Source organism: Rhodococcus sp. LW-XY12, from assembly GCF_019317345.1.
GTDB classification, from domain to species: Bacteria; Actinomycetota; Actinomycetes; order Mycobacteriales; family Mycobacteriaceae; genus Rhodococcus; species Rhodococcus pyridinivorans.
This window is the reverse complement of record NZ_CP079225.1, coordinates 2,783,071-2,802,050: the sequence shown is the minus strand read 5'-3', so window position 1 is coordinate 2,802,050 and position 18,980 is coordinate 2,783,071. Positions and strand designations below refer to the sequence as shown.

At 69.0% G+C, this 18,980-nt stretch carries 21 protein-coding genes; 13 read left to right on the top strand and 8 right to left on the bottom strand.

What is annotated here, in order from left to right:
- Positions 1–33: 33 nt before the first annotated feature.
- Positions 34–1,230, bottom strand: coding sequence for a Fic family protein (locus KXC42_RS13065; protein WP_219129129.1), 1,197 nt, complete (start codon positions 1,228–1,230; stop codon positions 34–36).
- 130 nt (positions 1,231–1,360) lie between these two features.
- Between KXC42_RS13065 and KXC42_RS13060 the strand changes: the two genes are divergently transcribed.
- Positions 1,361–1,567, top strand: a complete 207-nt coding sequence (locus KXC42_RS13060; RefSeq protein WP_006552774.1) for a hypothetical protein — start codon at positions 1,361–1,363, stop codon at positions 1,565–1,567.
- A 72-nt stretch (positions 1,568–1,639) separates the two neighbouring features.
- Here KXC42_RS13060 and KXC42_RS13055 read toward each other — a convergent pair whose 3' ends face one another.
- Together KXC42_RS13055 and KXC42_RS13050 are read right to left on the bottom strand one after the other, a co-directional pair.
- Positions 1,640–2,383 (bottom strand): VIT family protein, encoded by a 744-nt coding sequence (locus KXC42_RS13055; RefSeq protein ID WP_033098303.1) that lies wholly within the window; start codon positions 2,381–2,383, stop codon positions 1,640–1,642.
- 9 nt (positions 2,384–2,392) lie between these two features.
- Positions 2,393–3,427, bottom strand: coding sequence for an NAD(P)H-binding protein (locus KXC42_RS13050; RefSeq protein ID WP_219129128.1), 1,035 nt, complete (start codon positions 3,425–3,427; stop codon positions 2,393–2,395).
- Between the two features lie 138 nt (positions 3,428–3,565).
- Here KXC42_RS13050 and KXC42_RS13045 point away from each other — a divergent pair, with 138 nt between their 5' ends.
- Together KXC42_RS13045 and KXC42_RS13040 are read left to right on the top strand one after the other, a co-directional pair.
- Positions 3,566–3,799 (top strand): hypothetical protein, encoded by a 234-nt coding sequence (locus tag KXC42_RS13045; RefSeq protein WP_094980430.1) that lies wholly within the window; start codon positions 3,566–3,568, stop codon positions 3,797–3,799.
- A gap of 13 nt (positions 3,800–3,812) precedes the next feature.
- Positions 3,813–4,697: an alpha/beta fold hydrolase gene (locus tag KXC42_RS13040; protein WP_219129127.1), complete on the top strand. Its 885-nt coding sequence runs from the start codon at positions 3,813–3,815 to the stop codon at positions 4,695–4,697.
- Positions 4,698–4,707: 10 nt separating this feature from the next.
- On the opposite strand, the gene soxR is transcribed toward KXC42_RS13040, so the two are convergent.
- Both soxR and KXC42_RS13030 read right to left on the bottom strand, forming a co-directional pair.
- On the bottom strand, positions 4,708–5,199 hold the full coding sequence (gene soxR, locus KXC42_RS13035) for a redox-sensitive transcriptional activator SoxR (protein ID WP_219129126.1): 492 nt from the start codon (positions 5,197–5,199) through the stop codon (positions 4,708–4,710).
- Between the two features lie 98 nt (positions 5,200–5,297).
- Positions 5,298–5,516, bottom strand: a complete 219-nt coding sequence (locus KXC42_RS13030; protein ID WP_235367157.1) for a hypothetical protein — start codon at positions 5,514–5,516, stop codon at positions 5,298–5,300.
- Positions 5,517–5,701: 185 nt separating this feature from the next.
- Here KXC42_RS13030 and KXC42_RS13025 point away from each other — a divergent pair, with 185 nt between their 5' ends.
- The 7 genes from KXC42_RS13025 (at position 5,702) to KXC42_RS12995 (ending at position 13,946) form a co-directional block, all read left to right on the top strand.
- Entirely contained in the window at positions 5,702–7,084 is a 1,383-nt protein-coding gene (locus KXC42_RS13025; protein ID WP_006552781.1) for an MFS transporter, read from the top strand.
- A gap of 15 nt (positions 7,085–7,099) precedes the next feature.
- A complete protein-coding gene (locus KXC42_RS13020; protein WP_039585974.1) occupies positions 7,100–7,756 on the top strand; it encodes a response regulator transcription factor in 657 nt (218 codons plus the stop codon).
- A 1-nt stretch (position 7,757) separates the two neighbouring features.
- Positions 7,758–9,185 carry a HAMP domain-containing sensor histidine kinase gene (locus KXC42_RS13015; protein ID WP_219129125.1) on the top strand — a complete coding sequence of 476 codons (1,428 nt, stop codon included), beginning with the start codon at positions 7,758–7,760 and terminating at the stop codon, positions 9,183–9,185.
- The gene (locus KXC42_RS13010) at positions 9,182–10,114 is read left to right on the top strand and encodes a TAXI family TRAP transporter solute-binding subunit (RefSeq protein ID WP_219129124.1); all 933 of its coding nucleotides are present in this window, start codon (positions 9,182–9,184) and stop codon (positions 10,112–10,114) included. Before KXC42_RS13015 ends, KXC42_RS13010 begins: the two co-directional genes overlap by 4 nt.
- An 864-nt stretch (positions 10,115–10,978) precedes the next feature.
- Positions 10,979–12,115, top strand: coding sequence for a site-specific integrase (locus KXC42_RS13005; protein ID WP_257605820.1), 1,137 nt, complete (start codon positions 10,979–10,981; stop codon positions 12,113–12,115).
- Positions 12,108–12,461 (top strand): helix-turn-helix transcriptional regulator, encoded by a 354-nt coding sequence (locus KXC42_RS13000; protein ID WP_219129123.1) that lies wholly within the window; start codon positions 12,108–12,110, stop codon positions 12,459–12,461. The genes KXC42_RS13005 and KXC42_RS13000 overlap by 8 nt, the downstream gene beginning before the upstream one ends.
- A gap of 9 nt (positions 12,462–12,470) precedes the next feature.
- A complete protein-coding gene (locus KXC42_RS12995) occupies positions 12,471–13,946 on the top strand; it encodes a Fis family transcriptional regulator (protein ID WP_219129122.1) in 1,476 nt (491 codons plus the stop codon).
- A gap of 113 nt (positions 13,947–14,059) precedes the next feature.
- Here the strand turns inward: KXC42_RS12995 and KXC42_RS12990 are convergent, their stop codons facing one another.
- Positions 14,060–14,212 (bottom strand): hypothetical protein, encoded by a 153-nt coding sequence (locus tag KXC42_RS12990; protein ID WP_219129121.1) that lies wholly within the window; start codon positions 14,210–14,212, stop codon positions 14,060–14,062.
- A 104-nt stretch (positions 14,213–14,316) separates the two neighbouring features.
- Here KXC42_RS12990 and KXC42_RS12985 point away from each other — a divergent pair, with 104 nt between their 5' ends.
- Positions 14,317–15,078, top strand: coding sequence for a hypothetical protein (locus KXC42_RS12985; protein WP_219129120.1), 762 nt, complete (start codon positions 14,317–14,319; stop codon positions 15,076–15,078).
- 1,231 nt (positions 15,079–16,309) lie between these two features.
- On the opposite strand, the gene KXC42_RS12980 is transcribed toward KXC42_RS12985, so the two are convergent.
- Positions 16,310–16,675: an HNH endonuclease gene (locus KXC42_RS12980; protein ID WP_024101068.1), complete on the bottom strand. Its 366-nt coding sequence runs from the start codon at positions 16,673–16,675 to the stop codon at positions 16,310–16,312.
- Between the two features lie 69 nt (positions 16,676–16,744).
- On the bottom strand, positions 16,745–17,815 hold the full coding sequence (locus KXC42_RS12975; RefSeq protein ID WP_138843340.1) for a methyltransferase domain-containing protein: 1,071 nt from the start codon (positions 17,813–17,815) through the stop codon (positions 16,745–16,747).
- Between the two features lie 206 nt (positions 17,816–18,021).
- On the opposite strand from KXC42_RS12975, the gene KXC42_RS12970 reads away from it, so the two are divergent.
- Together KXC42_RS12970 and KXC42_RS12965 are read left to right on the top strand one after the other, a co-directional pair.
- Positions 18,022–18,408, top strand: a complete 387-nt coding sequence (locus KXC42_RS12970; RefSeq protein WP_024101066.1) for a hypothetical protein — start codon at positions 18,022–18,024, stop codon at positions 18,406–18,408.
- The gene (locus tag KXC42_RS12965) at positions 18,405–18,974 is read left to right on the top strand and encodes a zeta toxin family protein (RefSeq protein ID WP_219129119.1); all 570 of its coding nucleotides are present in this window, start codon (positions 18,405–18,407) and stop codon (positions 18,972–18,974) included. Before KXC42_RS12970 ends, KXC42_RS12965 begins: the two co-directional genes overlap by 4 nt.
- The last annotated feature ends 6 nt before the right edge of the window (positions 18,975–18,980 follow it).

The window sequence follows — 18,980 nt, the reverse complement described above, 5'->3', positions numbered from 1 at the left end:
CGACCGTCGCCGGGGCGATCGATACCGAGGAGGTCAGTCGCGGCGCCGCTTGGCGCGCGCGGCGAACTCGTCGAGCACCCGCACCACATCCTTGGCCTGCCAGATGCGATTGCGGCGCCCCTCGGTGATCTGCGTGAGGATCCCCGCGTCCACCAGCCGATCGATGGCGATCTGCGCGTTGGCGCCGGTCACCGACAAGGCCGCGGCGGCCGACCGGTTGTCGATCACCGGCTGGCGCAGCAGTACGTCCGAGAGCCGGTGCACTGCCGAATCCCGCCGCGCCGTCACCCGGGACCGCCACAGCTCGCGTACCGCCTCGAGATCGGCGACGAGCGTGCGGCCGTTGGCGACCGCCGCGAACGACGCGTCGACGATCGAGTGCACGATCGGCCCGATGTCCCCGGCGCGGTAGGCGCCGAGCGCATCGAAGTACTCCCCGGTGTTGTGCAACAGGCCCGCCGAGACCGGCACCGCGACACTGCGGGTGAGCTGCCCGCCGCGCAACATCGCCTGGATCAGCGCGCGACCCACCCGGCCGTTGCCGTCCGGGAACGGGTGGATGGTCTCGAACTGCGCGTGCGCGACCGCGATCTGCGCGACCACCGGCAGATCCACCCGGTGGGCGAAGGCCACCAGATCGTCGATCAGCTCGGGCACCCGCGCGTGGTGCGGGGGCACGAACTGCGCGGTGTGCGGGCCCAGGCTGCCCCCGCCGATCCACACCTGCTGGGTGCGCCACCGTCCCGCGATGGTCGGATCGTCGTACTCGAGCAGCGCGTGGTGCATCCGCAGGATCGCGGCGGCGTCGATCGCATCGGACAGCTCGAGCGCCGCGCGCATCGCCCGCACGTTGCCGACGATCAGGCGAGCGTTGCGGGAGGCGTGTTCGCCGAGTTCGGCGAGCGCGATCTGCCGCGCCCCGCTGGAGAGGTTCTCGATCTCCGAACTCGACGCGCTCTCGGTGCGCAGCAGGATGGAGGCGAACGGGGCGGTGATGTGCCCGACCTCGACATCGAAGCGGGTCAGTTCCGTCGCGGCTTCCTCGGTGAGGGCCTGCAGTTCGCCGTCGAGCGGGAGGGGCCGGTGGGCGATGAGCGGGGGGACCGCGGCGCGGTAGGGGCCGGTGGTCAGGCGTTTCTCCCGCCGCGAGCCGTAGGCATCGCTGCTCACCCACGGGTGCTGTTCGTAGGTGACCTCGGGCCAGCCGGACGCGACGTCAACCGATGCCATCCCCGGAACATACCATCGGATAGTCGATTATCCGATGGTATGGATCGGGGGTGGGTTCGGTTCCGGCCGTTGTGCACGGCCGGAACCGGAGGTTTGGGCCACAGGTGGTTCGGACGTAGGGTGCTGGGCCATGGCATTACCGACCTTCGACATCGACACGCCCATGGCCTATCACGTTGCGCAGCACAACATCCTGCAGAGACTCGATGCCGGCGACGACGCCGGGACGGTGCGGGAGGAATGGCGGCAGGCCATCGAGCGCATCATCGACAACCATCTCGCCGGCAACGACGCGCTGAGCTTCGTGACCGCTCCCGCGCTCGGCCCGGTCGACTGACGCACCGCTCGGTACACCCCGCCTCGCGGACCGGCACGGCCCGCGGAGCGGGGACGCCGCGCTTGCGCCCCGTTACACGACGGTGTCGAACAACTGGCCGACCCCGTAGGTCACCACCATCGCGAGCGCACCACCGAACACCACCCGCACCACCGCCCGGCCCCGCCGGGCGCGGCCGAGCCACGCACTGATCGATCCCGTCGCCGCCAGCGCACACAACACCGCCACGAACGTCACCGGGATACGCACCGTGTCGGGCGCCGCGACCACCATCAGCAGCGGCACCAGCGCCCCCAGGGTGAACGACACGGCCGACGACAACGCCGCCACCCACGGATTCGCGAGTTCGGTCGGGTCGATCCCCAACTCCACTTCGGCGTGCGCGGCCAGCGGGTCCCGCGCCGTCAACTCCTCCGCCGCGGCACGCGCCGTGACCGCCGACAAGCCCTTCCCCTCGAGCAGCGCGGCCAGTTCGGCGAGTTCGGCCTCCGGCATGGCGGCGAGTTCGCGACGTTCCGTGTACAGCGCCGCGCGCTCGGTGTCGCGTTGGGCGCTCACCGACACGTATTCGCCCAGCGCCATCGACACCGCCCCCGCGGCCAGCCCGGCCGCACCGGCGGTGAGGATCGCCGACTCGTTCGCCGTCGCGGCCGCGACACCGACGACCAGTCCCGCGGTCGAGACGATGCCGTCGTTCGCGCCGAGCACACCCGCCCGCAGCCAGTTGAGTTTGCTCGCCAACCCGGCGGTGTGCGGTTCGCGGTCCTCGTGCGGCCTGCGGGAATCGTTCGGGGACGACGGATCCGGACGTGACATGTCATGAAGCTACACCGGCGGTCGGCGGCGTGGGGGGATCCCCACGGCGGAGAACCGGCGCGCCTCCGCGGCGGCGACCGCCCATTCCGGATCCCCGGGCAGCGCACCCATCGGGTCCCGCTGCGCGCACGGCACACTCGTATCGACCGGCAGCACCGCGCGTTGCACCGCCCGCGCGACCCCCATCGGCCGATGAGCGGCCGGGACCAGGCGGCCGATCCACCGGCGGTCCCGCGCCGTCATGTCGTGTCGCAGGCTCTCCATCAGCGCCGCCACGGTTCCCGACGGCACCTCCGTCAGCCACGAGCCGATCCGGCCGATCACCGCGCCCGGCAATCCGGCGACGGTGACCTGGGCGCGCGGCATGCCCGTGATCTGCCCGTAGAGGCGGAGCAACTCGGGATAGCGCAGCGACTGCCCGCACCCCACGTCGAACGAGTCCGTGGGGGTGTCGGCGACGGCCGCCCCGAGCACCGCGGCGACCAGGTCGACGACCGCGATCGGCTCGACCCGCGAGTCCATCCAATCCGGTACCACGGTGACGGGTAGGCGCCCCGCGAGTTGGCCGAGCACCTCGAAGCTCGTCGACCCGGAGCCGAGCACCATCCCGGCTCGCAGCGTGATCACCGTGCGGCGGGAGCGGGACAGTTCCTGCTCGACCTCCCAACGCGAGAGCAGATGCTCGGACAGCGCGTCCGGCGCACACTCGGGGACGAACCCGGAGACGTATACGACACGCGTCACCGGAGAGGCATCGACCGCGTGCCGGACGGTGCGGGCCGCTGCCAGGTCGAGGTCCCGGAAGTGCGCCGAGCGCATCCCGTGCACGAGATAGACCACGACGTCGACATCGTCGAACGCCGGTGGGAGAGTGTGCGCGGCGGTGACGTCCACTCGCGCGGTCTCGACCTGGTCGTGCCACCAGAAGCGTCGCAAGGCCGTCGGGTTCCGAGCGGCGGCGCGCACGGTGCAGCCGATAGCGAGGAAGGCGGGGACGACCCGGCTGCCGACGTAGCCGGAGGCACCGATCACGAGAACTCTCATGCGCTGTCCCGTCCCTTGTCGCCTTCGGGAGGGATGCACGCGCGGGACCGTCGCGAAACATCAGGAGTGGTTCCCATCACCGGAAATAGTGTTACCGTTGGTCACAAATACAGTGGCCGGTATCGAAGGAGGCCTCCCATGTCGATGCTGCGCGGCAGCCCACTCCGACATCGGATCCTGTTCGTCCTCGCCGTCCCCCTCGGCGCCGGACTGCTGTCCGCCCTCGGACATCTCGTCCAGCGCCGCCACGGCCGGCCCACCTCCGTCTCCGAATCCCTCTTCGCCATCGCCAGCAGCCTGCGCCGCCGCACGCTGTTCACCCGCCCCACCGGCGGCCACCCACAGGCCCCCGAGACGCCCGGACAACCATGACCACAGGACAACCATGACCACCCACACCGTCCCCAACGGGCCTATCCGACTCCACGCCGTCGAAGAAGGCAACCCGCACGGACCGACCCTCGTCCTCGTCCACGGCTGGCCCGACACCCACGCCCTGTGGGACCGCGTCGTACCCCTGCTCGCCGACGACTTCCGCATCCTGCGCTACGACAACCGCGGCGCCGGCGCCTCCACCGTCCCCCGCGCGGTGGCGCACTACCGGCTCGAGCACCTCGCCGCCGACCTGCACGCCGTCATCGACGCCCTCGCCCCGAACGACCCGGTCCACCTACTCGGCCACGATTGGGGCGCGGTGCTGTGCTGGGAAGCGGTGTGCGAACCCGACGCCGGCGAGCGCATCGCCTCCTACACCTCGATCTCCGGCCCCAACCTCGACCATCTCGGCCTGTGGATGCGCCGCCGTCTCCGGCGCAAACGCCCACTCGGCCCCGCCGAACAGGCTCTCGCCTCCGCCTACACCCTCGCCTTCCAGATCCCCGGTCTGCCGAATCCGGTGCTGCGCGGCCCGCTCGCCCGCCACTGGCCGGCCTTCGTCGGGTTCTTCGACCGCACCGACCCCGCCGCGATCGCCCCCGTCGCCCCGACCCTCGCCGACGACATGGTGCACGGACTGTCCCTGTACCGGGCGAACATCCGCACGCGGCTCGCCCGACCCCGCGAGCGGCACACCGACGTCCCGGTCCAGCTGATCCAGAACCTGCGCGACCGAGCCGTACGCCCCGTCGGCTACGAGGACACCCCCCGCTGGGTCACCGACCTGCGCATCCACCCACTCGACGCCGGGCACTGGTCGCCGCGCTCCCACCCCCGCAACATCGCCGACGCCACCGCCCGATTCGTGCAGCAGATCGAAGCCGCGCGCACCTGACCGCATGACCTCAGCCGGACGACTCCGCGCGCGGCGCCGACTCCACCGGCGCATCGTCGCCGTGCACCGATAGCCGCCGCGGACCCGGACCCTGCTGCCCGAGCACGTCACCGGGATTCGCGAGCGGACACGACGCCAAACTCAGGCACCCGCAGCCGATGCAATCGGTGAAACTGTCGCGCAACGCGGTGAGATCCTCGATGCGGCGGGTCAGCCGGTCGTGCCACGCCCGCGACAGTCGCGCCCAGTCCTCCGTCGTCGGCACACGACTGTCCGGCAACGAATCGAACGCATCCTTGATCTCCTCCAGGGACACCCCCACACCCTGCGCGACCTTGATGAACGCCACCTTGCGCAGCGTGTCGCGACGATAACGCCGCTGATTGCCCGAGGTGCGGCGACTGGTGATCAGACCACGCGACTCGTAGTAGTGCAGCGCCGAGACCGCCACCCCGGAACGGTCCGCCAACTGCCCGGGTGTCAGCCATATCGCAGGGTTCATCGGCCCCCTCCTCGCCCCGCAGACATCGTGATCGAGTTGTGCTGCACAGTACCGGCCACCGAAGACACCGGGCACCCGGGTCGCGTGAGCGCCCGGGGTCAGAACGACGGCGGCCCGAACTCGGCAGCGACCTCCGGCGCATCCATCCGCAACATGTCGTACGCGGTGTGCGCCCACCTCCGCACCGACTTCGGGTACGGCCGCTCGAACCGCTCGCAGACCCGCGCCGTCGCCAACGCCGCCTCGAACCGCCACTTACGGGAACCGCTCACGAACGTCCGGGCCTGGAACAGATAACTCGATGCGGGGATCGTCACGTCGACCACCGTAGAACCTCCGACCGGCACAGCGGGGGAGCGGCACCCCGCGCGCCACGCCGATCCCACCCGTCCCGACCACATTCCTAAGGGAGTGTTAGGAACCACCACAGACCCTTCCGCAACCACTGTGACCCGAACCACTGTGGGGAGCGCACAGATCCACGCAGCGAAAGGAGTCCCGGGTGAGCACCACCTCGACGGGCGAACGCCGAGTCATCGGCAACGTGTTGAAAGGCTCGGTCGGCAACCTGATCGAGTGGTACGACTGGTACGTCTACGCCGCGTTCAGCGTCTACTTCGCGAAGGAATTCTTCCCCGAAGGCGACCCCACCGCCCAACTGCTGTCCACCGCAGCGATCTTCGCCGTGGGATTCCTCATGCGACCGATCGGCGGCTGGATCATGGGCCGCTACGCCGACCGGCGCGGACGGCGCTCGGCGCTGACCCTGTCGGTCACCGTCATGGCCGTCGGCTCCCTCATCATCGCCGTCACCCCGGACTACGCGACCATCGGACTCGCCGCACCCCTTCTTCTCGTCCTCGCCCGCATGATGCAGGGACTGTCCGTCGGTGGTGAATACGCCACCAGCGCCACCTATCTCGCCGAGGTCGCCTCACCCGGACGCCGCGGGTTCTACTCGAGCTTCCAGTACGTCACCCTCGTCGCCGGACAGCTCATCGCCCTCGGCGTCCAGATCGTCCTGCAGCTCACCCTCTCCGCCGAGGCCATGCAGGCGTGGGGCTGGCGCATCCCGTTCGTCATCGGCGCCGTCGCCGCCGTCGCCGTGATGTGGCTGCGCCGCACCATGGACGAATCCGAAGCGTTCACCGAGGAAGTCGCGGCCAAGAGCGCCACCGACCGGCCGGAGAGCACGCCCGAGCAGGGCGGCATCCGGATGCTGCTGCAGTACCCCCGCGAATGCCTACTGGTGTGCGCGCTGACCCTCGGCGGCTGCGTGGCGTTCTACACCTACACCACCTACATGCAGAAATACATGATCAACACCTCCGGCATCTCCAAGGACACCGTCGCCTGGATCAACTTCGCCGCCCTGCTGGTGTTCATCGTCCTGCAACCCATCGGCGGGGCCCTGTCGGACCGCATCGGCCGCCGCAAACTGCTCATCTTCTTCGGGGTCGGCGGCACCGTGCTCACCGTCCCGTTGATGACGATCCTCGGCAGCACCACGAACCCGCTGATCGCGTTCGGGTTGATGATGCTCGGCCTGACCGTCGTCACCGGCTACACCTCGGTCAACGCCATCGTGAAGACCGAACTGTTCCCCACCAAGGTCCGCGCGCTCGGCGTCGGCCTGCCCTACGCGCTGACCCTGGCGATCTTCGGCGGCACCGTCGAAACCGTCGCACTCGCGCTCAAGCGCGCCGGCCACGAATCGCTATTCTTCTACTACGTGACCGGCTGCATCGCCGTCTCGCTCGTCGTGTACTTCTTCATGCGGGAGACCTCCGACGGCTCACCCCTGGACCGCACGAGCACCGACCGCACGAGCACCCACACCGACACCCCCGACGAGCACGCCGACCTGGCCACCTCGCGACACTGACCGAAAGGGACCCACGTGCAGATCGCGGTGGTCGAGGACGACGACGGCGTCGGCGACGCCCTCGTCGAAGCCCTCACCTCCCACGGCCACCGGCCGATCCGCATGCGGCGCGGCGCCGACCTGCTCCTCGGACACCGCGACCTCGACGTCGTCATCCTCGACCTCGGCCTGCCCGACGCCGACGGCCTGCAGGTGCTCCGGCAACTGCGGGCCGTCAACGACGTCCCCGTCGTGATCCTCACCGCGCGCGGCGACGAACGCTCGGTGGTACGCGGCCTGCGCGGCGGCGCCGACGACTACCTCGTCAAACCGGCCCGCCTGGCCGAACTGCTCGCCCGCGTGGACGTCGTCACCCAACGGCGCCGCGCGCTGTCCGAGTCCTCCCGCATCGTCCGCGCCGGCGACGTCGTCGTCGACCTCGACGCCCGCGAAGTGGAGGTGGGCGGCGAACCGGTCACCCTCACCCCGAAGGAATTCGACCTGCTCGCCGTCCTCGTCGCCCGCTCCGGCGCCGCGGTCAGCCGCCAACAACTCATGGACGCCGTGTGGGGCGACGCCTATGTGGCGATCTCCCGGTCGCTCGACGTGCACATGACCGGGCTGCGCGCCAAACTCGCCCGCCCCGGACTCATCTCCACCATCCGCGGCTACGGCTACCGGTGGGGCGGCTGACATGCAGCGACGCGTCCTGGCGGTGCTGCTCGTCTTCGCGACCGTCGCCGTCGTCGCCTTCGCCGTACCGCTCGCTCTCGCCACCAGCGCCGGCCGCACCGCCGTCCTGGGAGCGAACCGGGAAGCCGACGCCCACCACTTCGCCACCCTCGCCGTCCAGATGCGCGCCCCCGGCAGCACCGCCCTGCTCGACGAGGAGGTCACCCGCTACCACCGGCTCTACGACGAAGGCGTGCTGATCGTCGACGCGCGCGGCGCACCCCGCGCGAGCGCGGGCCTGACCCCGACCGACCCCGGTGTGCCGGAGGCGATCACCGCCGGTCTGCGCAACCAGAAACAGGGCATCGGCGGTCCGCTGACCCCGTGGTCCCCGCACCGGGTACTGCTCGCCGTGCCGGTGGGTACCGGCGCCCAGGTCGAAGGAGCCGTCGTCGTCGACGTGTCCACCGACGCCGCCCGCCGCGACGTCCGCACCTCGTGGCTGCTCATCGTCACCGGCGCAGCGGCGGCGCTCGTGCTCGTCACGATCCTCGCGACCGCACTGTCGCGGTGGACGGTCCGTCCGCTCACCGCGCTCACCGCGCGGGTCGCGGCGCTCACCGACAGTGTCCCGGCGTTGCATCCACGCTCCCGGACCGGGGACACCACCGTCTCGGTCCGGTATCACGGCCCACCGGAGGTCCGGGAACTCACGCAGGCCTTCGACACCATGTCCGAGGCCGTCCGCACGTCCACCCGCGCCCAGAAGCAACTCATCGCCGACACCGCGCACCAACTCCGGAACCCGCTCGCCGCCCTGCACATCCGGCTCGACTCCCTCGAACCGCACGTCGCCGCCGCCGGTGCGGAGACCTATCGGCGCACGGCCGTCGAAGTCGACCGGCTCGGCGGCATCCTCGACGGCCTGCTCGCCCTCGCCACCGCCGAATCACCTACCGACACAGCGGGCACCGAAGGGCACGACGGGTGCGATGTCGGTGCCGTCGTCGCCGACCGCGTGGACGCCTGGTCCGAGGCCCTGGCCGAGGCCGGCATGACCGTCACCGTGGACGAACCGACCGGGCAGCGCCTGCACGCCTGTTTCTCCGCCGACCATCTCGCCCAGGTGCTCGATGTGCTGCTCAGCAACGCGAGCAAGTACGCCCGCGCGGCCACCGGGGTCCGCATCACCACCCGGCACCACGGCGGGACCATCCGGATCCGCGTCGAGGACGACGGCGCCGGAGTCGCACCCGATGAGCTCGGCGCCCTCACCTCCCGGTTCTTCCGCGGGTCCGGAGCCGACGGGCCCGGCACCGGCCTCGGGCTGTCCATCGCGGTCGCGCTCGTCGACAGCGGCGGCGGCACCCTCGACCTCGCCGCCGCCGACCCGCACGGACTGGCCGTCACCCTGACCCTGCCCGCCGACTCCCGCGCGGAGGCATCATGATCACCCGCCGCGATCTCCTGCGGTCCGTCGCGCTGCTGGCGGTGGGCGGAGCCGCCGCCGGCTGCACGCGCACCGGAGAGCGTGAGGAACTGATCCTGGCGGCAGGGGAGGAGGGTGGGTTCTTCTGGGAGTTCGCCGAACTCACCGCGGCCGCCGCCGACCGGGCGGGCCTGCCCATCGCGATAGTGCCGGAACGCACCCCGGGGTCGGTCACCAATCTCGCCGCGCTGACGGCGGGGAATGCGGAGCTGGCGTTGACCCTCACCGATGTCGCGGTGCGTGCCCACGACGAGGGCGCGCGGTTCACGGCGATCGGACGGGTCTACGAGAACTACATGCAGTTGGCCGTGCGTGCGGACTCACCGATCCGGAAGATCGCCCAGTTGCGGGGCGCACGGATCAGCCTCGGCGCTCCCGGATCGGGTGCCGAATTCACCGGCGAACGCATCCTCGCCGTCGCCGGGCTCGCCGAGCCGGGAGCCGTCACCCGGGTGCACCTGTCGATGGCCGACGCCGGTCGCGCGCTGGTGGACGGCGAGATCGACGCGGTGCTGTGGGCGGGTGGTGTTCCTACCCCGTCGTTCGCGAACCTGGGCGTGCCGTTGCGGCTGATCAATCTGTCCGTGCTCCTCGAACCGCTGCGGGCCCGATTCGGTCCGCGATACGAACCGGTGCTCATCCAGCCCGGCACCTACGGGCAGCCGGACGCCGTCGCCACTATCGGGTTGGGCAACCTGCTGCTCGCCGGGGCATCGGTGTCGAACGAGGCCGCCGCCGCACTGGTGGATCTGCTCGTCGACCATGCCTCCGAACTCGTGCCGGCCCAGGCCACCGGCAGTCAGTTCCTCGACCGGCAGTCGCTGATCGTCACGGCCGATGTCCCGCTGCATCCGGGAGCGGTGGCCGCGTACCGGCGTCATCACGGCTGACGAGACGGGCGGACAGGGGAGAAGGGGCCCTGAATCGTGCCGACCCAGGCACATAGTGGGGTGGAAGGCATGCGCTGGTGTCGGTGGGATGCGGTGCGGAGATCGGGCTCGCCCTCGAGGTTCGAGGAGATCGGGACCGGATCGGCTGTGCAGGGGACATGCGCGGGGCACAATGGAACCGTTCACCTCTGTGTGCGTGAAATTCGTTGGCAGCCAACACGATTCATGGATAACGGTGATTATCCATCAAATGTGGAAGAGGCGAGAAGGGGCGATCGGTGGTCGCAGCACCCCGGGGGACGGGATGATCCCGCGCCACCAACATGCGCATCGTCCGCGCGATCTGCGGCGCGCAACGCGCACGCGAGACGACCACACGGTGCTGCCGCAACGCCGCATCGGTGAACCGTGGGTCGGTGCAGTGTGCGCGTCGCTGCGGCATGGCACCCGATGCATGAGCAGCCGAACGCGCGTCGAGCGGATCGGCGGCTCGATCCGGCACGGGCGCCGGCAGGCCGGTCGCAGTCCGGAGGTGAGCCGGACTCGAGCCAGAGGCGGTGGGGCCCATCGCATCGATCCGGGGCGAACCAGGGATCTCCGAACGCCTCGGACGCCCTGCCGCACCTGTCCGGAGGAGGTCCGGTTCCACTCTAGTTAACATAATGTAGATTATCGGCAATTTAACTCTCGGGAGCTGCGGTAGGTGCGGTTACTGCCGTCTACCTGGGATGATGGGGTTTGTGCTGGTGGGTGCCGGGTTTGGCTGGTGCAGTGTCGACGCCGCGGATGTGATGCTTGTGCGTCGGTCCAGCGTCCCGTAGGTTTCTTGCATTAGATGCAGGTTTCCACGGGTCGGAGGTCGGCGTGGACGGTGTCCCGGGATTCGTTCCGCGGCTGTTGCGCGACGGTGAGGTCGGCCTGTTCCGCGCCGAGGACCGCGTGTTTGAAGCAATGGTCGAGGGTTGGCGGGCGCAGATGCTGGCGCGTGGGCTGACGAGAGCGACGATCGACGGGCGCTGCGGGGTGCTGCGCCGGTTCCAGGAGTTTGCGGGCACGTTCCCGTGGTCGTGGCGACCGGTCGATCTGGATGACTACATGGCAGATCGGCGCTCGGGTGAGAAACCGGTGAGCTGGACGACGCTGCGTTCGGACAGCAATGCCATCGCGATGTTCTGTGCCTATGTTTCGAGCTCGAGCTACGGGTGGGGTGCGCTTTGCCAACGGGTCTTCGACGATGTTCCGGCCCAGATCGCGTTCGAGTGGAACACCCCGCGGCACACCTGCGAGGATGCTGTTCCGGCCGGGCGCCGGGCCTTTACGGCCACGGAGCTGCAGAGGCTCTTTGATGACGTGGACGACCGGGTCGATCGTGAGTTCGCTGCTGGGAGTAAGCGCTGGCTGCCCCTGTTGCGGGACTCGATCGCGTTCAAGGTCTGCTACGCCTATGGGCTTCGGCGTCGCGAGGTGGCGATGTTGGACGTGCAGGATTTCGGCCCCAACCCGCATGTGCCTGCGTACGGCGACTTCGGCGCGGTGACCGTCCGGTGGGCCAAAGGCACCGCCGGGTCGGGGCCGCGACGACGAACGGTGTTGACGGTCCCGGAGTTCGACTGGGTGGTTGACCTGCTCCGATTCTGGATCACCGAGCGTGGTCGAGCGCATTTCGCCACTGCTGACCGTTCGGCGGCGCTGTGGCCGAGCGAGCGCGCCGAGCGGATAAGAGTGGGTAGCTTGAGTGATGCCTTCGCCGCCGCCCGCGAGGGCGCCGGCTTGCCGAAAGAGCTCGGACTGCACTGCCTGCGGCACTCCTATGTCACGCACTTGATCGAGGCCGGCTACGACCCGGCGTTCGTGCAGACTCAAGTCGGTCATGCCTATGCGTCGGTCACCGGGCTGTACACCTCGGTCGGCGACGATTTCAAACAGAAGACCATTCAGCGCATGATCGCTTCGCGGCTGGACGGGCACGGCAGGAAGCAGGACGGAGACGCTGATGGCTGAGCAACGACGCATCGGGTATCGCTGGAATCTGCGGACGCAGATGGCGCAGCGCAACCTGTGGAAGAGCACCGAACTGGTGCCGTTGTTGAGGTCTCGGGGCATCAACCTGTCCGAGAGTCAGGTCTACCGGCTGGTGACCGGCACACCAGAGCGGATCCCGGCACGCACGTTCGCCGCGCTCTGCGACATCCTCGACTGCGAACCGGGTGAGCTGTTCGAACCGTTCGTGGAGATGCGGGCAGCAGCCACCGCGCAGGCGCCGAAGCGGCCGGAAGACCTGGGGGTGGCACCCGGCCAGCCGATCGCCCGCCGGGTGAGACTCGTCCGGGGCGACAACGAGGATTGACCGGTACCGATGGCCAGGCCCCGCAAACCCGACGATCCGGACCTGCGTCGCGTGTGTCCGTGTGATCGCTGCGGCTTGGGCTACCCGCTGGTGGTCACCTGGGGCCCGGAGGATCAGATCTGTGGCTACTGCTACCAGCAGGCCAAACGCACCCGCGGCACCTGCGACTGTGGCCACATCGGCGTCTTACCGGGCCGAGTAGATGGGCGCCCGGCCTGCCGGGCGTGCGCCCAGATCACCCTCAACATCGATTGCGTGCGCTGCGGCGCCGAGGACGAGATCTACCGCGCCGGCCTGTGTTGGCCATGCGCGCTGAGCGAGACCGTCGACGGACTGCTGACCAACCCGGACACCGGCACCATCGCCGAGAGGCTTGTCCCCCTGGCGGAGGCGTTGAAATCGATGAAACGCGCCAACAGTGGAATGACCTGGATCCGCCAGCGGCACGTGACCGACTTCCTGAACCAGCTGGCCTCCCTCCCGGAGCTCACGCACGAGGCGATCGATGCGCTTCCACGCTCACGCACCCGCGACTACGTGCGCGGGCTCCTGATCGAGCACGGTGTCCTGCCCCGACGTGACGAGCTGCTTGTCCGCTACCAAGACTGGGCGGACACAGCACTGGAGAGGCTGACCGAGGATACCCACCGGGCCGTCATTGACCGCTATGTCCACTGGCACCATCTGCGGCGCATGAATCAGATGGACCCCGTCCCCCACGGCACCTTCCTGCGCAGCAAGCAGACCGTCACCGTCGCGATCAACTTCCTCAACTGGCTCGGCGAGCGCGACATCACGCTCGCCGACGTCGGCCAGGGCGAGGTTGACGCCTGGATCGCCGGCGGGCCGACCACTCGACTGCTCGTCGATCGGTTCCTCGGCTGGGCCATGAACACCAGAAACGCCCCACAAGGGCTCACCGTGCCCCGCCATCGCCGCGGTAACAGCACCAAACTCAGCGCCACCGACCAGGACGCCGCCCTGGATCGCATGGTGGACGGCGACACTCTGACCACACGAGACAAGGCCGCGGCGATTCTGGTCCTTGTCTTTGGCCAACAGGTCCAGGATATTGCCGCCCTGACCTGGGACGACATCTCCGTAACTGAAGACCTGGCGACCATTACGCTCGGCAGCGGCCCGATCGAGTTGCCCACCCCGCTCGACGGGCCGTGGCGTGAACTCCACGCCAAGCCTGGCCACGACCAGACCGCCGCTCACCCGAGAAGCAACTGGGTCTTCAGAGGGCATTCCCCCGGCAGGCACATCGATCCGATGCACCTACGCCTCCGGCTACGAGCCCACCTCGTCAGCGCCCGCGCCGCCAGACTCGGCACACTGCATGAACTCAGCAAAACCGCCCCGGCCGCCATCATCGCCGACGTCCTGGGCTATCACCCCTCGACCATTGAGCGCCACGCCGTCGACGCGGCAAGTACATACGCCGAATACATCGCCTCCGTAAGCGAGCATGGCCAGAGGTGATTCTCCGGGAATTACCGAACAATCGGTAGCAGGGACGTTGTGCTAGCCCTGGGAGGCCGCCGTGGCGGCGTGCGCGCGTAACGCTCTTCGCGAGGGTGCCGGGCCCGTCGGGTCTACTCTCGCGACCAGGCCGCGAGCTGTTCCACGAGGATCCGGTCGCTGTCCTTGAGCGCTGCGGCGTTGGCGTTCGCTGAGCCGCCCATCCGTTCCTCGGCGTAGTCGGACGGCACGTCGAACACGCACCCGGCGTCGGCGTAGGCGAGCACCTCGATGCGGTCGGGTCGGTGCTCGGCGAGCCGGCGGGCGGTCGCCTCCGCGGGTCACAGTAGGTCGTTACCGGGTCTCGCTTGGCGGTAGTTAACTTGAAGGTATGCGCAGCCAGGACGCCGGGGAATTCACGGAGGACTTAATAGTCCGAACGTGGCGAAAACGCCGAGCGGCGGAACGCACGCCTCTTGGAGTCGAGGTAGGTTTTGGGCTTGCCAGTGCAGGTCTTTTGGGCGTTGTCGTAAACCCGGACGAGATCCCGGGGAGTGTGCCGATGGCAGCTGGCGTCGCTGTAGCCATGTTCGGCATCCTCGGACTCCTGGCGTTGATCCAGCTCCGCCGCTCGGGCTCTCGCGGGCATACCGGGAACCTTGACGTCAGCCCCTGGGGCGGTAGCGCGACGCCGTGGTGGCGTTCGCCCACGATGCTGACGCCGGTGCTGTTCGCCGCAGTATTCCTGGGTCGCCCACTCGGGGTGTTTGACCAGCCAGCGGGAATCATCGTGGTTGCCGTCCTTCTTGGGATCAGCACCGCCTGGATGATCCGCGCTAGCGGAATGCAGGATCCTATATACGGCCGCGATCCCGACCAGCCGCCAGTTCTCGGTAGCGACGCTCGTTCAGCCGTAGGGCGGGGCGAACTTGCTCCCGACGTGCTCGAACTCATCGCTCTCCAAGCACACACCAGCGAGCGGAGAATCTCCTGGTGCGCTCGAGTCCTGGACACGAGCGAGGCTGGTATACGCGAACGCATCGCCCGCGGTCGGCGATGGTTGGAGTACCCCGCCACCGACGTGCACGATCCGTCGACGGCCAGATGGGTGAGACTCACGGAGGCCGGCCGTGAAGTCCTTATTCGGCCCTGAATTCTGAGGACCGGCACGCAGGCTGTACTGGTCAACTTGCTGTGCAAGTTGGCGTATTTTTCTGAGGCAGGGAAACGCTGGGGATTTTGGTCCTCCAGAATCACCGGGCAATCGGTAACAGGGGAACGGGTAACGGGAAATGTCTCCTGTTACCGGTATGGAGAGTGCCACAGAGTAATTCGCCGCCCGAGACGCCGCGATCAGGCCTCCTACTCCCGCCTCCCGAACACCCGCTCCTACCAGTTTGATATGGGCGGTGACCTGGGGTTCGGCGCTGATAATCCCGATGCCGTCGAGTGACGTCCCTGATCCGCAGATTCGCGCCGTCGTCGCACGCACTGCATCGCGTCGTGCGCCGTGCCGTCCGGCGCGCGTTGTTCCCTCCGCCTCGTGCGACGTGCGAACCGCGCCGCACGATGCGCTCCCGGCACTCGAGCTTGCTGCGCATTCGCGTGCCCGGCCCGGTCCGCCGCCTGGTGTCGGTTCGCTGCCTCGGACGCCCGATACGACCTTCCGGGCCCGCCACCCTCGCCCCCTGCCTGTCCGCCCAGCCGTCGTGAAAACGTCACAGTGACGTTTTCACGTGGTCTAGCGGGTCCCGCTGTGGACACCTATCTGCGTCGATATCATCGGCGCGGCAGTGACAACGCGATCCGGGAAGGTCGACCGTGACGCAACCACGGCTCCTGCGTTCCTGGGTGGTCTTCGCGATCACCACCGTCCCGTTCTATCTCTGGGGTGCACTCACCGACGGTGAATTCGACATCACCGGTGCGCGTCTGCCGGTCAGTGCGTTGATGTTCGTCTGCCCGGCACTTGCGGCCCTCGCCGCCGGCGGCGGGCGCGAGTCGGCCCGGCCGGCGCATGTGCACGCTGCCGCGCGCGCTGTGGCTGATCGTCGCACTGTTTGTATCAGCTGCGCTGGTGCTGGTCGCATCCATCGTGGTCGCCGGTACCGGTCCGTCCGGCATCTCGGTCTCCCTCGTGGCGGTCGCCGGTGCGTATTTCGTTGCGGCGGTGTGCGAGGAACTCGGGTGGACGGTGGACGCTCCTGGCGGCGAGCGGGATCTGCTCGCCTGTCGCGTCCGCGGTGGCCGTCGGGGTCGCCGTGCTCGTCCTGACCTGTCTGCGGGTCGCATCCCGCCGGGTCGAGGGTGCGGACTCCCCTCCTCCGCCTCGGACGATAAACCCAGAAACGTCACAGTGACGTATTAATCTCGCCTCCCGTGCATTATGACGCTCGCCGCAACCGCCGCAACTGCGCGGACAGATAATCCCGGGCACGGCGATGACCACCGACCCGGACGAGTTCGTCGGCGAGCTCCTCGAGCAGTCGTGACAGCAGCTCCTCGTCGGGTGACCAGCCCTCGCGCTGCCGGCACCGGTCGAGCCATTCGACCGGCGCGATGTGTCCGCGGTCGGCGTTGCAGCGTCGGCACGCGGCGACCTCGTTGGCGGTGATGCTCGGCCCGCCCTTCAGGCGCGGCACCAGATGATCGGTGGTCGGGGTGATCAGCCGCCCGAACTCCCGTCCACACCACAGGCACCGCCCGTCCTGACGGTCCAGGGCGAGCGAGAGTCGAGTGACGCGGTCCATCCTCCGATCGTCGCCTATCGGCGCCGCCGTAGTCGCCGATGAGTCCGATCCGGTGTCCCGGAGACTGTTTCAGGGGCGTGCTTCGAGGACGAGATTGAAGGGTGTTTCGGTGGCGCGGCGGAAGGTGCCGAATCCGGCTTCGGCCGCGACATCGGCGAGCCGTCGCTCCCCGGCCTGCGCGCCGAGCCCGAGCGCGACCGGCTGGTCGAGGGACGACGGGGTGCACAGCACCGTCGATGCGGCGTAGTACATCCGGCCGACCGGGTTGAGGTTCTCGGGCAGGCTGTCGCGGGCGAACGGTTCGACGAGCATCACCGCGCCGTCGTCGGCAAGCGCGCCGCGCGCGTACCGCAGTGCGCCGACGGGATCGCCCATGTCGTGCAGGCAGTCGAAGTAGCAGATCAGGTCGTAGTCGGATCCGGGGAAGTCGGTCGCGGAGGCGACGGTGAAGGTGGCGTTGTCGACGCCCTCCTCCGCGGCCAGTTCCGTCGCCCGCGCGATGGACGCGTCGTGGTAGTCGAAGCCGCGGATGGTGGACTGCGGGAACGCCTGCGCGAGCAGGGTCGTGGAGACACCGTGGCCGCAGCCGATGTCCGCGACGGTGGCGCCGGCGCGCAGTGTGTCGACGACCCCGTCGAGGGCGGGCAGCCACACGTCGACGAGGTTGGCGCGGTAGCCGGGGCGGAAGAACTGTTCGGTGCCGACGAACAGTTCGGGATCGTGTTCGTGCCAGCCGAAACCTTCGCCGTTGCGGATGCGTTCGGCGATGCGGCTGCGGTCCTTGTACACGGAGCCGATCAGGTGGAAGCCGCCGGCCAGGTAGACGGGGCTGTCCTCGCGGGCGAGGGCCATGGCGTGTTCCGGTGCCAGGCTGAACGTTCCGGCGTCGGGATCGTAGGTGAGATAGCCGCTGGCGGTCTCGGCGGAGAGCCATTCGCGCAGATAGCGTTCGCGGATGCCGGTGCGGTCGGCGAGTTGTTCGCTGCTGACCGGGCCGGCTTCGTCGAGCGCGCGCCACAGTCCGAGTTCGGCGCCGATGAGCACCAGTGCGCCGTTCATGGCCGCACCCATGTCGACGACGAGTTGTCCGAGGGTCTGCTCGAGTCGTGCTTGGTCGGGTTCGTGTATCTCCGTGGTCATCACGCACCTCCTGGCGATGGGAGTACTCGCTCACGGTAGGTCGCGTGGCCGGTTCCGCGGCGACGGCTCGGGTTCGATCGGGTGTCGATCCGGGTGGCGGCGCGTAGCGGGAGGTCACGAACCGGGTGGTGGCGGGAGGATTCGGGGGTGCGTGGCGTGTTGCAGACAGCTACGCTTGTAGCAGACTGCAACATCAGGAGGCCGTCATGACGTCATCCACCGACAAGGTCACCCGCTTCGACGCCGAACTCGTCGACAGCGCCATCGCCGAGGGCGGCCGCCAGAACCGCACCGGACGCCAGCAACTCGAATACTGGGCCCGCATCGGCCGCGCGATGACCGCCCACGAGACCGCCTCCCTGCACCGGGTGCACGAGGCGCTGGCCGGGACACGGGAGCTGAGCGAGCTCACCGCCGCCGAGGGACGGCTGTTCGACGCAGAGATCGATGCGCGCCTGGCGGGCGGGCTGGCCCGCACCGACTACGCCGAGGTTCTCGCCGCGCGTGGGGTCACCACGGTGGTGCTCGACGACGAAGGCCGGCTGGTCGAGCAGCGTCCCGACGGTAGTCGCCGGGTGCTCGACGACGCATGAGGCGTCTGGATCTGATCGTCGGTCCCAACGGTTCCGGCAAGTCGACGTTCGTCGAGTTGTCCCTCGCTCCCCTGCTGCCGCGCAGCGTGTTCGTCAATGCGGATGTGATCGCGCGGCAGCGCTGGCCCGACCGGGCGGAGGAGATGTCGTACGAGGCGGCGCAACTCGCCGCGGCGGCGCGGGACCGGTTGCTGCGGCAGGGCCGGTCGTTCATTGCGGAGACGGTGTTCTCGCATCCGTCGAAGCTGGAGTTGATCGACCGCGCGCACGAGGTGGGGTTCACGGTGGTGCTGCACGTGATGCTGGTGCCCGAGGCGATGTCGGTGCTGCGTGTGCAGCACCGGGTGGCCTCCGGTGGGCATGCGGTGCCCGAGGACAAGATCCGGGCGCGTTATCGGCGGTTGTGGCCGCTGGTGGCCGAAGCGATCGGCCGCGCCGATCAGGCGTCGGTGTACGACACGGCGTCCGGGACCCCGGTGGTGGTGGCGCGGTTCGCCGGCGGGGTGCCGGTGGGTGTGGTGCGCTGGCCGGGATGGGCGCCGGCGGCGCTCACCGGGCTCGGCTGAGAGATC

Coding starts and splice junctions, on each gene's coding strand:
- KXC42_RS13065 (WP_219129129.1), bottom strand. CDS start 1,230: ATGGCATCGGTTGACGTCGCGTCCGGCTGGCCCGAGGTCACCTACGAA.
- KXC42_RS12980 (WP_024101068.1), bottom strand. CDS start 16,675: ATGGACCGCGTCACTCGACTCTCGCTCGCCCTGGACCGTCAGGACGGG.
- KXC42_RS12985 (WP_219129120.1), top strand. CDS start 14,317: ATGCGCAGCCAGGACGCCGGGGAATTCACGGAGGACTTAATAGTCCGA.
- KXC42_RS12975 (WP_138843340.1), bottom strand. CDS start 17,815: ATGACCACGGAGATACACGAACCCGACCAAGCACGACTCGAGCAGACC.
- soxR (WP_219129126.1), bottom strand. CDS start 5,199: ATGAACCCTGCGATATGGCTGACACCCGGGCAGTTGGCGGACCGTTCC.
- KXC42_RS13010 (WP_219129124.1), top strand. CDS start 9,182: ATGATCACCCGCCGCGATCTCCTGCGGTCCGTCGCGCTGCTGGCGGTG.
- KXC42_RS12995 (WP_219129122.1), top strand. CDS start 12,471: ATGGCCAGGCCCCGCAAACCCGACGATCCGGACCTGCGTCGCGTGTGT.
- KXC42_RS13015 (WP_219129125.1), top strand. CDS start 7,758: ATGCAGCGACGCGTCCTGGCGGTGCTGCTCGTCTTCGCGACCGTCGCC.
- KXC42_RS13050 (WP_219129128.1), bottom strand. CDS start 3,427: ATGAGAGTTCTCGTGATCGGTGCCTCCGGCTACGTCGGCAGCCGGGTC.
- KXC42_RS13045 (WP_094980430.1), top strand. CDS start 3,566: ATGTCGATGCTGCGCGGCAGCCCACTCCGACATCGGATCCTGTTCGTC.
- KXC42_RS12970 (WP_024101066.1), top strand. CDS start 18,022: ATGACGTCATCCACCGACAAGGTCACCCGCTTCGACGCCGAACTCGTC.
- KXC42_RS12965 (WP_219129119.1), top strand. CDS start 18,405: ATGAGGCGTCTGGATCTGATCGTCGGTCCCAACGGTTCCGGCAAGTCG.
- KXC42_RS13000 (WP_219129123.1), top strand. CDS start 12,108: ATGGCTGAGCAACGACGCATCGGGTATCGCTGGAATCTGCGGACGCAG.
- KXC42_RS13055 (WP_033098303.1), bottom strand. CDS start 2,383: ATGTCACGTCCGGATCCGTCGTCCCCGAACGATTCCCGCAGGCCGCAC.
- KXC42_RS13040 (WP_219129127.1), top strand. CDS start 3,813: ATGACCACCCACACCGTCCCCAACGGGCCTATCCGACTCCACGCCGTC.
- KXC42_RS13060 (WP_006552774.1), top strand. CDS start 1,361: ATGGCATTACCGACCTTCGACATCGACACGCCCATGGCCTATCACGTT.